Source organism: Acidithrix ferrooxidans (assembly GCF_000949295.1).
GTDB lineage: Bacteria > Actinomycetota > Acidimicrobiia > Acidimicrobiales > Acidimicrobiaceae > Acidithrix > Acidithrix ferrooxidans.
This window is the reverse complement of the sequence record NZ_JXYS01000078.1, coordinates 58500-72506: the sequence shown is the minus strand read 5'-3', so window position 1 is coordinate 72506 and position 14007 is coordinate 58500. Positions and strand designations below refer to the sequence as shown.

The window sequence follows — 14007 nt, the reverse complement described above, 5'->3', positions numbered from 1 at the left end:
GGCAATGCCAAGAGATTCACCCGATAGACCTGCACTCTCTAGGATCTTATCGAAGCTAAGAGCTTTCATAGAACGAGTTTCCTATGAGTTCTGGACCGATACTTCTACTATTGATAGTCTTAGCACTAGAGAGATCTACCATCTCAAGGTCAGCCTCAGTAGCTCTTGTTTCTTTAGCGGCTGCAACTTCGGAACGAATTGCATACTTAGTGATTGCTAGATCGACGTATCTGGCAATAATAGGATCTGATTCAAAGAGTGAGGTTACTCCAGAGAGTCTCTGGGCAATTGCATTGGCCAGAGCTGGCCACAATGACTTATCCAGGTCCAGTTCGGTCAAGGTCATTACTATACGTTGACGGGGACCTTTTTCACAGCGGTAGGACTCAACGAGTTGGTACTTACTGTAGCTAACGCCGGTCTTTTTATTAACTGTTGGAGTTTCACGGATAAACACAACAAGACAATAGCACCATGTCAGAGCTAATGCAAGTCATAATCAAAACTACTCAAAAATTAGGACACTACATTCGCGACCCAAAAAGACCTAATACCCATCTACCAGGGCATCTATAAATGACACAAGCCGAAAATCCTCAAAAATCAACTCAAAAGGGACCAATTAGGGCGATTTTTCGGGAAATCTGCGAAAGAAGGGCTAAGATTGTGAGCGCCAGAGTGCCTAGGTGCGAAGCTGTGTCTCCAAATGTGAAGATCACAGACCAACCCCCGAATTAGCCTACGAGCAAAGATGTCAAGCCTATACTGGCGCAAAGCATCGGCTCTTGCGAAGACCTTTAATTTGGTAGTTCAACCGATTTTCAGGGTCATTCTGGACGCAGTAGTCGGCATTAAAATCTGACGGTAGAACCATTCTGAACCTATGGTGTAGGATCCAACTATCGCTCCAGTCGCTCACAGTGGCATCACCTACCCAAGATCTCAAGTCTCTGAAAAGTCACCCCCATCATTCACGACTATATCGACCTCGTAGAAGAAATCACATAAATGCCAAGTGGATAAATAGTTGGCTGCAAGGCTAAAAACGAATAGTCACCACGTTTCGGAAATAGAATCCCGATAAATCGACTGGTATTCCACCGAGATAGCGTCTACTTATCAAGGGTCGCCACCGAATCTAATAACTTTACCGTATATGGATCCTTTGGATTCTGAAGTACTTGCTTTGTTACCCCTTCTTCGACGACCCCACCCTTATTTAGGACCAAAATTCGATCTGTTAGAACTCGAGCACTTAGTAGATCATGCGTGATATACAAAAGACTTAGCCCGTGTTCATTCTGAAGCTCAGTTAGAAGGCGCAATACTCCTGCTCTTAGAGAAACATCCAGCATCGAAACCGGCTCATCGGCGATCAAGAGCTTAGGTTCGCACGCCAAAGCGCGCGCAATTACAACTCGTTGGCGTTGACCACCTGACAGTTGATGGGGCATCTTCTCAGCAAATTGTCTAGCTGGGGTTAGCCCCACTCGATCAAGAAGCTCCTCGACTCGCCTCGTCGCTTGCGATATCGACATTCCCAAATAATTAATACAGGGACGCGAGACCGCATATTCCACACTATGGACAGGATTTAGGGCGCCATAGGGGTCTTGAAAAACCATCTGAACCATTGAATATAGGTTCCGAAGCTCCCGGTGGCCTAGTTTACCGACAGAAAAATCACCAAATATAATGCGTCCCGTATCAGGTTTCTCTAGGCCCGTGATCAACCTAGCAATTGTGCTTTTCCCGCTCCCGCTGGCCCCTACGAGGCCCACCGCCTCGCCCGGAGCAATTTCAAAAGACACATTATCTACAGCAATTAATTTCTCTTTTTTGCCCCTTTTGGATCGGTACGACTTTGTAACTTGGTCAAAGATCATCAACGGAACCGGCTCCATCGCAATCGCTAGAAGTGGACCTTCTATCTCCTCAATTTCGGACAACTTTAACCTCCTTAGCCATGGGAGATACTGGCAATCTTACGTGGCACGCAACTTGAATCAATTCTGAGCGAACGAGACTCGGAGTCTCTAGAAAACAGACTTTGGATGCGAAGGAACATCGGGGTGCAAAAGAGCATCCAGCCACCTCTATGGATAGATCTGGAGGAGTGCCTCCGATATCCTGCAACTCGACCTTGTCGGCCCTAGGGTCCGCATAGCACTTCATTAAGGCTTCGGTATAAGGATGGTGGATTCCAGCGGATGCGACAGTCTTTGATGGTTGGTCCTCGACGACCCGACCTGCATACATTACTAAAGTTCTATCAGTTGCGTCAAGGACAACAGACATGTCATGACTTATCAATATGGCCGTAAAGCCGCGAGATCTTTGCAACGATTTTATAGTCTCCATTACCGATGCCTGAACTATCACATCTAGGGCTGTCGTAGGTTCGTCAAAGACAACCAGTTCCGGCTCAAGAGATAGCGCTAGAGCAATCGCAACACGCTGTCTCATCCCTCCGGATAGTTCATGTGGATAGCGATCTAATACTTCGCTATCAAGTTCTACCATTGAAAGAAGTTCACCACCCCGAGCCCTCACCTCAGAACGGCCCCAGTGCTCCCCTTTTTGAGAATGCGCTTTAAGAACATCCCCTAACTGCTTTGAAATACTACGAACTGGATTGAGTGCGTTCATCCCGCTCTGCAGAACTAGCGCCAAACCACCCCTTCTTTGGTTTCGCAGTTCGGACCCAGTGAGCTCTAAAATATTCGTGCCTTTGAACTTCACTGCCCCACTTTCGATAACGGCCGGGGGACGAAGCATCCGAGTAATGGCAAATCCCAGAGTAGACTTGCCAGAGCCAGATTCGCCGACTATTCCTACAAACTCCCCCCTTTCAAGGGATATGTCCAAATCACGAACCGCACTTATCCGAACCCCTCGCTCAGGTCGATAGCAGACGTTTAGACCCTCTATCTCTAAAATAGGCATCTACTTCTCCCTCAATCTAGGATTAGAAAGTGTGTCAATTCCAAAGTTGATCAATATAAAAGAGAGCGACAAGAGTACAATCGCAATCCCAGGAGCAAATACTAAAACCCATTGTCCGGTCAAAAATGCATTGTCATTCTCGGCCCAATACAATATTGAACCCCAGCTGACGGTGTTTGGATTACCGATTCCCAGAAACTCCAAACTAGAGGCGGCAATCACAGCGGCAGTTGCTGCACCGAAGAAGCTAGCGGCAGCCAAAGATACCATGTTCGGGAGTATCTCCTTGAATACTACCCGCAGAAGCCGTTCTCCAGAAAAAGAAGCTGCGCTAACAAAGTCTCTACTACGCAAAGTCGCTGTCTGACTTCTAATCACGCGTGCGCCAGTCGCCCAACCTGTAAAGCCTATAACGAATAGAATCATCCACATGGAGTTGCTTCTTAGGTAAGTGGCAATAACTATCATCAGCGGAAGACCAGGAAGTACTAGAGCGAGGTTGGTAGTAAAACTAAGCACCTCATCGACAATTCCCGGACGATAGCCAGAAACCAGCCCAATGGAAAGGGCTATCAATGTTGCCAAAAGACCCGCACCGAGACCTACGAGTAATGATACCCGAGTACCGTAGATCATCTGAGATAGCACATCCTGCCCGTTCCCAGTCGTTCCAAGCCAGTTCGTTGCGTTGGGGTTCTGATAAGGTTTAAAGTTTGTTGCTGTTGCCGAATGCGGTGCAAGTATTGGTGCCATGACCGAGACAAATATAAAGAAACCAAGGATCACTAAACCCACTCGTGATTTCTTGTTCCGCCAAAGAGTCGACACGGCCCGAAGGATAAAAACAAAGGGTCCGGGAAGTTTGGGACGATTGTAACTTGATTTGGACTCTTCGTTTAAAGGGCGCGCATCGTCTTCAGCGACAACAATCTCAACGGTGACACCTTTAATAATATCACGACGCTTATTACGGAAACTGATCATTGCCGCACCCTCGGATCAAGAAGTCCATAGAGAAGATCCGCTACAAAAATTGTCACCAACATGCTGACAGTAATCATTAAGAAAATCGTCTGCATAAGTGGGTAATCGCGATTGTTCACTGCGGTTAGCAACAAACTACCAACCCCCGGATACCCAAAGATACTTTCCACGAGCACCGAGCCTCCTATAACAGAACCAAGGGCAAGACCAAAACTCGTAACGTTTGGCAGAAGAGCATTTCTTGCAACATACAAGAACGCAATCGTTTTGTCCCTCAAACCATTTGCTTCCCCAAAGAGTACATAATCTTCGCCGAGGGTGTTTATCATGTTGTTCCGCATCCCTAGGACCCATCCCGCTAGGGATGTTATTATCAAAGTAATGGCTGGAAGAATGCTATGGATGAATGCATTACCCAGGAAAGACAACGACAAACTAGGGGTAAGGCCCGGCGTATATCCACCAGTAAGCGGCAACCAATGGTACTTGAATCCCATAAAGTAAAGGAGTAGAAGACCAAGGAAAAAAGGTGGAAATGCGGAAAAGACAGTAGAACCAACCGTTACTATTGAATCGACTCTACTCTGCCTCTTCCAGCCGGCATACACACCTAACATTGTTCCCACCAAGAAGGCTAAAACCGTAGTCGTCCCAACAAGAACCAAAGTCCACGGCGCGGCTGCCATAATTGCACGGCTTACCGACTCGTCGGTTATTGAATAGGTCATTCCGAAACGAAATCTAAAGATATTCAAGAGATAGTCCCCGTACTGAATCAAAAGACTCGTATGTGGAAGTCCTAGCTGAATTTCAATAGCCCTTTTAGTCGCATTGGTTACCACTTGACCGCTAGCCGCTAACCGCATCAGCGTCGCCTGCACCGGCGAGCCAGGCATAAGCCGAGGGACGACAAAATTAAGCGTCACCGCAGCCCATATCGTGACAAAAAACATTCCTACTTTACGAACGAAGTAACGCAACTTTGCCTCCCCCCCCTATAATCTGCTTATTCATCGCATCGAGCCAACAAAGGCTACGCTGGGCTCACATGCATCAAGATTGCCAAAAGATCGTCATTCCACGTAGCGGGGAGAGTGTAGGGATTGCTTGCAGATGGCCAACCTACCCAGTGACGAGTTGAGAATAGCCCCCACATGCCGCCGTAGTAAAGATCAATGAACGGAACTTGGTTGTACATCAGTGACTGCAACGGATATGTCGCTTTTATCATAGAAGTTGCAGAAGTTGCAGCAGCTAACTGATTTAATTGCTGGTCAACGGTGGGGCTGTTGAATCGCTCCCAGTTGCTAGCCGTAGATGAGTTCACTGGAGCAGCAAATGAACTATTTAGTGCAGGATTGAAGGCGCTGTATGCACTGCCGCTGCCTCCGAATGTACCAATAGCAGCCTGGAACTGTCCGGACTCGGTGTTTGTCGTGTAAACAGCCGAAGTTGGTTCATTTAGAGTCGCATTGATTCCAACGCTTGCTAAATTCGCAGCTATCTGTTGCGCAGCCCCGACCCAGTCGCTGTAGTTGTTAGGCTCCATTATCGAAAAACTTACCTGGACGCCCGCTGAGTTGACTAGCTTCCCATTACTTAGAACATAACCAGCCTTCTTGAAATCAGCCAATGCCTTAGTAGTGTTCATGGTAACAAGCCCATTGTTAGGTATAGCGGGATTAGCCCACGACGACTGACCAGGAAGAATTAGGCCGGTTTGAGGGGCAACATTTTCAACTCCAAAAACCGCTTTGTTTTCAACGGCCTGGCGGTCGATAGCCCAAGAAACTCCTTGACGGAAGTTGGGATTATTAAATGGTGCCTGAGTTAAATTCATAAATAACGAGATCACGCCTCCGGCCGGGAACCAATATTTGTTATGAGCTGGATCACGGGCCACAAAAGTCTTTTGTACGTCAGGAAAATAATTGTACGAAAAATCATACGTTCCCGAAGCTACTAAAAGCTCATTAGTGGTTTGACTCGACGAGCCCACCAGGAAGGCAACAGTCTGGGGTTTTACTTGGCCTGACTCAAACGACAAAGGATTCTTTTTGAGAACCATCTTTGTTGGAGCAAAGGTATCAAAGGTGTAAGGGCCAGTCACTACTGGCGTCTTCGCAGTATAGGTTACAGGATTGGCCACCTTGGACCACACCGCTTGCGAGACTATCGGAACTGAGGCGAGTGAAAGATTCAGCGGCACATCAGGAGTGTTTAGATTAAAGGTCACAGTATTACCACTCGTGGTAACAGATGTCACCTGCTTCCATATTCCACCACCATCAAGAGCGGGGAACTTCTTCAACATATTGAAGGTAAAGACAACATCCTTGGCAGTAAATGGCGTTCCATTGCTCCATTTGATGCCACTTTTAAGCGTAAATTCAAGAGTGGTCGAATTCAGCGCCTTGAATGACGTTGCGAGCTCAGGAGACATTGTCCCATTGATCGGATTTACCAACATCAAGGTGTTATACATCAGATCGACGCCCATGTTACCGTTAAACGGATTGAGATTTAAGACCGTAATCGGTGACGTCGAACCCTGAATAGTCAATTGAGTTGTAGTTGCAGCTGACGATGTTGTCGTAGCCGACGACGAACTGCTGCTACTGCCACTGCCACAGGCTGCTAAAGTCACGGCGAAGGCCCCCGTTATCGCTGCACTGCGAGTCACAAATCGAAATCTCGAGCCACGCCCTTCTATGTTTCGCTTGTTATTATTATACATTTTTCTTCCCCTTTAGCATTTGATCTTCATTTACTTCTGGCAAGCTCCGCCTAGACCGTTAGCGGAGATACCTCATTAGCATCAACTTTGTCTGAGCTCAAGGCGCCCATAACCAAAAGATGTCCCCATGCTCTAGCGCATCAGGTCTCAACCTGTGCACACTCAACCCATATTGCCGTTTGAAAGTAGGCAACCTAAAAACTCGACGCCATTTACACAGACATCACCTCCTTTGTATCTATTCAACGGCTGAGAACCGCGTCACAATTTATCGACAGGACAGAGTCGCAAACGAACCACGCTTGGATGGGGCAGGAATACTTTGACCGCGATCGTTCCTTTTATCGGATTTTGGTTAGCAAGAGACTCTTCGAAAAGGTAATCCCAACGGCGAAGTTCGTCCCATTGTTCGGAATCTGGCCAAGCCACTCCCTCTGGTAGATGTCGAATGATGTTCGAATGTTCCTCATCCACACGTGCGAGCGACAAGCGGTACGTGTTTGGCTGTAACCCAGCAATATTTAAAGTTACTTCCCTGCTGAGGCGCTGATCACCCCTCATAATTTCCGTGTTGATCGTTCCATTCCAGATCAGAACATCAACGTCACTGACGTCGTTCTTAGTGGCACTAACGTGAATAGTTCCAACATCACCAGCAACATTGGTTTGAAGCACCGTATCGCCTTGATGCGCCGCAAGATGGACCCCCCAATATCTTGGCTTTGCCAAATTGCCCACACTGAGAAGACCAAAACCATCATGAAATAGTCGAGGGGGGCGACCCAACTCCTCAAAGTGATCGCTCACCACCCAGTATGCCAAAGAGTCCATTCGGCCCTGCACTGCTTCGTATCCAAGGAGCACAAAAGGTGCTCCCGCGACTGAATCGTGCACTGGACCGAAATGGGTGCTCCCGATTCCCCATTCAGTCCAGTAAATCGGGATATCCCCAAATCCATATCGCTCGAGGACGGGCCGAAGGTCGAGCGGAAGGTTCCCATAGGTGTGAGTAGACACGAAGTCAAGAGGTATCCCCCTCTCTTTAGCGTGGGATGCGAGGGCCTCTACCCATTCACACGCTGCGCTAGAGGGACCGCCAACTTTTATGTCGGAACATACACTTTTGACAGCCAATGCCGCCTCGTCATAGAGTTGAAGGTACTCGTCGCGACTTCCCGTCCAAAACACCTCCAAGTTAGCCTCGTTCCAAACCTCAAAAGGCCATTGAACAACTTCGTCAAGTCCATATCGGTCAACCAAATGTTCCACAAAGGCTTGAATTAGTGCGTACCATTCCTTCCAATCCGTGGGAGGCGAGATTATTCCTCGATATGTAAAGACGGTCTTAGTGGGGTCGCTGGCAAGGGCTTCTGGCATGAAAGACAATTCGACTACGGGACGGACCCCCAACTTCAAGAGTTGGTCATATACATTGTCGATAGCCGCAAAATCAAAGACTAAAGTACCGTCAATCCTCCGTCGAGCCACACCCAGATCGTCATGAAAAATTGCATGGGCACGTATCCATTTCACACCCAAATCATCGTGTGCTCGACGAATGGACTCCAAGAATTCAGCTCCTATCTGATTTCCAAATGAATCCGCTCCCACCATCAATTGAGAGAGTCTCTCTGATCCGACCATCTCCCAGACTCGCTCTAATTTTCCAGTTTCAAGCGCCGCGTCAACTTCGATCCGCACTTGTCCAACTTCCACGAAGGCCTTAGTGGTGGCTGATATTTGGTGCGACCAGTTCTTGGGCAAATGTTCTGGAGTGGCGATTGCGCCCACTCGAAACCCGTAAATCACGTGATCCAGAAGTCCTGTTACCACAAAGTGATTACCTGGAACCGCGACGACGTCACTTCCTCCGTGTCGCAAAAGGATTGACGCCTTGTTGGGCTCATCTAGTTGGATTACGTAACCTGACGCGCTGCTCACCGAATCCCATGACAGTGTGATCGATCCGACACCAGGCACTGCTTTCAAATTCCCGGGCGAGGGCAAATCCAAACTTGATCCAATTTGATCTGATCTATCGTAGATTCTATTTTCCCAATCAGCTCGGGCATCTAGGGCTTCAGTCATTCTTTGATCCTTTCTTCGAGTTCGTATTCGCCTTGCCGCATCCACAGCTTTTGCGAAATACTGACTCCGTAGATAAATAGATAGTTTTCGTTCCAGCCTTGGGATCACGTAGCCTTGCGAACAGCAGCTGAACAGCTTGTTCGCCAAGTTCACGCATTGGCTGTTTGACCGTTGTGAGTGAAGGATTAACATGTCGAGCAACGGCAATATCATCAAAACCAGTGATTGCAACTTCGCCTGGGATAGAGATCTTCGCCTTGTTGAGAACATCCATCGCGCCAATAGCCATCTCGTCATTTCCAAATACAATGGCTCGCGGCGGCTTAGCGGATCCAAGCAGTTGCCACATTGCTTTTTTTCCACCGGCTTCTGTAAATCCGCCATCAGCGGCCGGTTTTTCCGGAACGGGCAACCCCGCCGCTTCGAGAGAGTCACAGAAACCTAAAAACCGTTCATGGGAGTCAGGTGATCCTTCGGGTCCCCTGACGTAGACCAGGTCTTGATAACCATGTACCTCAATTAGATGCGAAGTCATTTCACGCGCTCCAGATCTATTGTCCACAACAACATGGTCGAATGATTTGCGCCCCGGCTTGTGCGCCAGCAATACCACTGGTACCGTTCGAGCGATCAACGCAACATCCTTGTCAGACAAGCTTCTCGACATGATTACGAGTCCATCAACCTTGCCTGCGACTGAGTACGCCAAGGATTTCCCGCCAGAAGCTCGGACGGCTGCTATCAGCACCGCCTGACCGGCGGCTGCCGTCACTCGCTCTGCTCCGCGTACAACTTGATCTACATAAAGAGGTGACTCTTCTTCCCCGACTCCAAGTTCCCCCAGATCGGGAAAGAGTAAACCTATAATCCCAGCCTTCCTTGTCGCGAGGCCGCGAGCCGCCCCGTTGGGTACCCATCCGAGTTCGAGAGCAACGCTCAAAACCCGCTCCCTAGTGGCCGGCGATCCAAAAGACTCATCCTGCATTACCCGAGAAACCGTCGTCGTGGAAACCCCGCATCGCTTTGCTACGGCATATATGGTCGGCCTTTGACTCACCTATTCCCCCAATTCGTTCCCTAAATGCTTGTGTACCGCTTAACAATACCATGGGGCTTCATCTTGTCAAGTTCACCTAAGAAACTTTCTCAATCCATGATCCGCATCATCCAGTGAGAAGACTAAATCATGCCCTCTAAAATCACAATATCTCCATATCGCAGACCAATCAAAGAGACTAAATCACATTGCACGCAACGCTTTAAATTATGTTGGATTAAAGTGCATCCGCAATCGCTTGAGGAAATACGCACGGAGAGAAATTCAGCTAAAGATTCAAACGCGGTATTTTTAAGAATTAAGTAGACTCTGATCAGCTATTATACCAATCATCTTGAGCGCAAAGCGTTATCCTTACCCAAATTCTTGAACCACAGTGAAATGGCACATGCGATACATCCCACAGTCAATGATTCGCAGCCTTAGTGAAATAGTCATCTAATTGAAAACATGTCTTACACCCAATGAGCAACATCGGTCGCGAATCTATCCAATAAATTAGTTAGACTAATTAAAAATAAATGATTAATTTGTACACTCAGTCGCCAGAAAAATCGGCCTGAACGTGATAAGCGCTTAACATGCCCTTCCTCCGCTCGCAAGATAGGCAGGCGACCTTCGAAAGAGCGACAAGCTATAGCTCTCTGTCTCGAGTTCCGCGCTAAAAATATCTTAAAACTCCCCTATCGACAACCAACCCACTGAATGATACGCTCGGAAAATCTTGGCGGATCTAAGTTTTTTTCAAGGAGTCATCATCGTGCGAAGGCTAAAGAGGGAGTCATCAGACATACTCACCTAAAGTCCCTAAATGACGCTCAAGACACGCTTCCTCTGGAACGGGTCAGACGAAAATTCGATTTCGGTGTCACTAAAGAAATTGACAGTTACCCGGTTAATGGTCCAAATTGAATGTAATTTTTAGATCTAGCTACCTTTGGGACTCAGCGACTTTTAAGAAAATCTATGGAGCTTTTTTGAATTAGTAGTAATGGACAAATTTCAATTCCTAGATCTTCGTAGATTCATTTGAGAGGCTAGACAATCAAGTGACACCTAGGTCCTATGGTTTGCAATCAATCTTCGTCTAGTCTGCCGTGAGAAAATTCAATACACATCTATGCCGTTAGGAACCAGAAAATTGTTCTGAATTAGAGTGCACATTTCCCTGCGAAATCCACGGTTCCACCTAGCGGGAGCCTTCGTTGAACACCACATCTCAAACGACAATATTCTTCAACATCTTTGCTTGACTACCTTAGGATGTTTCAGGCATCTCTTTCAGATAGGCCATAGTTCATTGTCTACGTGGTGGATTCAAAAATCATAGGGCTGGCGATAAATCAATTAGGAGCTTTCGTTCCCGGTCGTCGCCAAGGCGTCCCAAGGCGTCCCAAGGCGTCCCATGGCGGTCACACCAGCGGTCAACCCAAATACGTCTCGTGCGAAAGATTCTCTAACAGGCTGGGCAGGCAGGCATTTACTTCCGATCCTTAGAATAATCTGGACGATAATAACCACTAGCGCCCAGCCGCCAGATAATAACTCGGCGTGCAGAGTAAAACAGTCCATCATTCCGAGACGATCACCACCACTACAAGAAATCCGGCGACCGTCTTTGAAGACTTCGCTCCCTTTTCGAATTTGTCACTCCCATATCTTCCTAAATCACTATTTTTCAAATTTACAACTACTGAATATCAAATCTGGTCAAACCCCCGAAACCACATCGAAAACTATAGATTCGACTTTGTGAGCTTCAATATGATCCTCAGACCGATCTAACGCCACTGTCCAAAAAAAATTGGGTCACTTCTCAACCTAAAAGCACCACAGCGCCTACCTTTATGTAATTGAACGGGCTCCATCCTCAACGACAACGGGACGATTAAGCCAAAGGAACCTTCGTACATAACTTTGAGAATCTAGTACCAATCTCTCAATTCATAGGGGCTTTAGGATGAGTGCTACTTCTATTAGATATCCAACCTATACAGAGACTCCCTAGATATGCGAAACCATTGTCAAAGACCCCTCCACTCATAAAGGGAGTGAACGCCCACCAAATTGTGAGACCCTGAATTTGGATTCGTATTACAAAAAAGCAAGTTTTACTCTGGCAATTCAAATAGTGTCTGATCTAGCCATCAGCTTTGGACTATAAATATAAAGACGCACATTCCGAACTTGGGACCAGACAGTTGAAGAGCCTTTTTGATAAATATGAAATTTCAAGTTATGAACTTTCAAGCAGATCATATCTCGCCCCACATGTAACAAACATAAATCGAAGAGACCGCTTCAGCCAACGCTACATAAGCTACCTAAAAGAGCGAGCGATAAACCAAGTTGGAATAATCGTCACAGAATACGCCAGTGTTACAAGTGATGACTGGCCCTATGAGTATGCTCCACTTGCTCCTCTGCTTGGGCCATCTCTTCGTGGCCTCGTCGACCAAATCCATGAAACTAACGCCAAGGTAATCTTTGGATTAAGCCATAGCGGTGGCCAAGGCTCAAGTGCGTATTCTCAACAAGTCCTCTTGGGACCTAGCCCATTTCCAGAGACAAATTCACGAGAGCTTTGTACTGGTGCATCACACGATCAAATCAATGAGATAATCAATGGCTTTTGCAATGCCTGCAAAATCGGACTCGAGGCTGGTTGTGACGGTATTGAGATCAATGGAGGACAGTTTTCTCTAATTCGCCAATTTCTCTCGTCGCTAACCAACGTCCGAGACGACGAGTATGGTTCTGATAGGCTTCGGCTTCTGAACGAGCTCACCGAAGCGACTCGCAAAATTATGGGTAATCGCCTAATAGGCCTTCGCCTATCGATCGACGAATTAGCCGCTTGGGGAGGAATCAGCCCCGAAAATGCTCACGAAATTACCGATCAATTTCGAGATCGCTTTGACTACATCGCGATCGAGCGCGGTGGAATTTACAGTCAAAGCGAGACCGACCCAGACTTTCACGCTGGCATCCTCTTCATGGCTGATGCCATAAAGAGGATGCCGCCAAAGGTCGAATCACGCCCCCGAATCGTCTTTGGTGGTGGAATCTACACGATCGAAGATGCCAACTTCGCTCTAAATGAGCTAGGTGCGGACCTGGTCGATCTAACAAAAGTCTTGATCGCCGATTCCATGTTCGTAGCCAAATCAGCCAAAGATCTTGCACCAACCCCATGTATTGCATGCAATCGCGGATGCTGCGTGAGAGATTCCAGAAACCCTCCGATCTATTGCACTGTAAACCCACGCGTCGGAAATGAGGACACCCAGATAAAGACCCAGATAAAGTCTGTGACTCATCGAAATTTAATGGACAAGCCCAAGCCACGTCTATCTATAGTCGGCGGTGGAATAGCCGGCATGCACGCGGCTCTTGAGGCTGTTGGTCACTTCGACCAAGTCACCATCTATGAAGCTAGCTCGCATCTAGGTGGCCTATTGGCAAAATACTCCCCATTTCACCCTAACTATCACATGCAGGCGCTTCTCAGCCACTACATCAAACAGATCAATGAGAGCCCCATAAAATTGCTCTTAGAATACGAGGTGGATCCAGATGAATTGATGGAGCGACAGTCGTCCCTAAACCCAATCATCATTGCATCAGGCTCTCAATTCAATACCACCATTCCAGTCCATTGCGACCTTGGACAATTCGATTCAGGGCCAAGGGTAATCTCGCCAATTGAGCTCTTTAGTAAGGCAGAAGAGCTCGCCGGAAAATCGATAGTTATCTATGATCCAATTGGAGCCGAAACCGCGGTTGCACTAGCTGACTTTTTGATCCTTCGAAATATCTCCTTTCACTTTGTCACCACTGATTCAATCATTGGCACAGGCCTCTCTCTTACCAATGACTTAGTTGGCGCAAATCATCGACTACTTAGAAGTGGGAACGAAGTCACCTACGAGGCCGTCTCCCCAATAGTCCAACACGACGGACTCCATCTGATAAGCTCCTTTAGCTCCGAGCCGATCAGTATTCCTTGTGACATTATCGTCGATGCTTCGCCTTATAGGGCAAATGACATACGATGGCGCGATCTTAATTTTGAATTAATCGGTGACGCACAAGCTCCACGAACGCTGGCCCATGCAACCTATGACGCAAAAGTCGCGATCGAGGGAGTCATCGAAAAACTCTATGCATCTACAAATCAAGGGGGCCACTAGAG

At 47.4% G+C, this 14007-nt stretch carries 10 protein-coding genes; 1 reads left to right on the top strand and 9 read right to left on the bottom strand.

Going from position 1 to position 14007, the window contains the following annotated elements:
* Positions 1–55 precede the first annotated feature (55 nt).
* The 9 genes from AXFE_RS12205 to AXFE_RS12165 all read right to left on the bottom strand — a co-directional run bounded on the left by AXFE_RS12205 (position 56) and on the right by AXFE_RS12165 (position 11387).
* Entirely contained in the window at positions 56–457 is a 402-nt protein-coding gene (locus AXFE_RS12205) for a hypothetical protein (RefSeq protein ID WP_152626067.1), read from the bottom strand.
* A 655-nt stretch (positions 458–1112) separates the two neighbouring features.
* Positions 1113–1949 (bottom strand): ABC transporter ATP-binding protein, encoded by an 837-nt coding sequence (locus AXFE_RS12200; protein WP_052606239.1) that lies wholly within the window; start codon positions 1947–1949, stop codon positions 1113–1115.
* Positions 1936–2946: an ABC transporter ATP-binding protein gene (locus tag AXFE_RS12195; RefSeq protein ID WP_052606238.1), complete on the bottom strand. Its 1011-nt coding sequence runs from the start codon at positions 2944–2946 to the stop codon at positions 1936–1938. The genes AXFE_RS12200 and AXFE_RS12195 overlap by 14 nt, the downstream gene beginning before the upstream one ends.
* Positions 2947–3930 (bottom strand): ABC transporter permease, encoded by a 984-nt coding sequence (locus AXFE_RS12190; RefSeq protein WP_052606237.1) that lies wholly within the window; start codon positions 3928–3930, stop codon positions 2947–2949. It lies immediately after the preceding gene.
* Positions 3927–4910, bottom strand: a complete 984-nt coding sequence (locus tag AXFE_RS12185) for an ABC transporter permease (RefSeq protein WP_052606236.1) — start codon at positions 4908–4910, stop codon at positions 3927–3929. Before AXFE_RS12185 ends, AXFE_RS12190 begins: the two co-directional genes overlap by 4 nt.
* Positions 4911–4963: 53 nt before the next feature.
* Positions 4964–6667: an ABC transporter substrate-binding protein gene (locus AXFE_RS12180; RefSeq protein ID WP_052606235.1), complete on the bottom strand. Its 1704-nt coding sequence runs from the start codon at positions 6665–6667 to the stop codon at positions 4964–4966.
* 261 nt (positions 6668–6928) lie between these two features.
* A complete protein-coding gene (locus tag AXFE_RS12175; RefSeq protein WP_052606234.1) occupies positions 6929–8755 on the bottom strand; it encodes a GH39 family glycosyl hydrolase in 1827 nt (608 codons plus the stop codon).
* A complete protein-coding gene (locus AXFE_RS12170; RefSeq protein ID WP_082058713.1) occupies positions 8748–9812 on the bottom strand; it encodes a LacI family DNA-binding transcriptional regulator in 1065 nt (354 codons plus the stop codon). Before AXFE_RS12170 ends, AXFE_RS12175 begins: the two co-directional genes overlap by 8 nt.
* 1347 nt (positions 9813–11159) lie before the next feature.
* Positions 11160–11387 (bottom strand): hypothetical protein, encoded by a 228-nt coding sequence (locus AXFE_RS12165; RefSeq protein WP_052606232.1) that lies wholly within the window; start codon positions 11385–11387, stop codon positions 11160–11162.
* Between the two features lie 626 nt (positions 11388–12013).
* Here AXFE_RS12165 and AXFE_RS12160 point away from each other — a divergent pair.
* Positions 12014–14005, top strand: coding sequence for an oxidoreductase (locus AXFE_RS12160; protein ID WP_160291850.1), 1992 nt, complete (start codon positions 12014–12016; stop codon positions 14003–14005).
* The last annotated feature ends 2 nt before the right edge of the window (positions 14006–14007 follow it).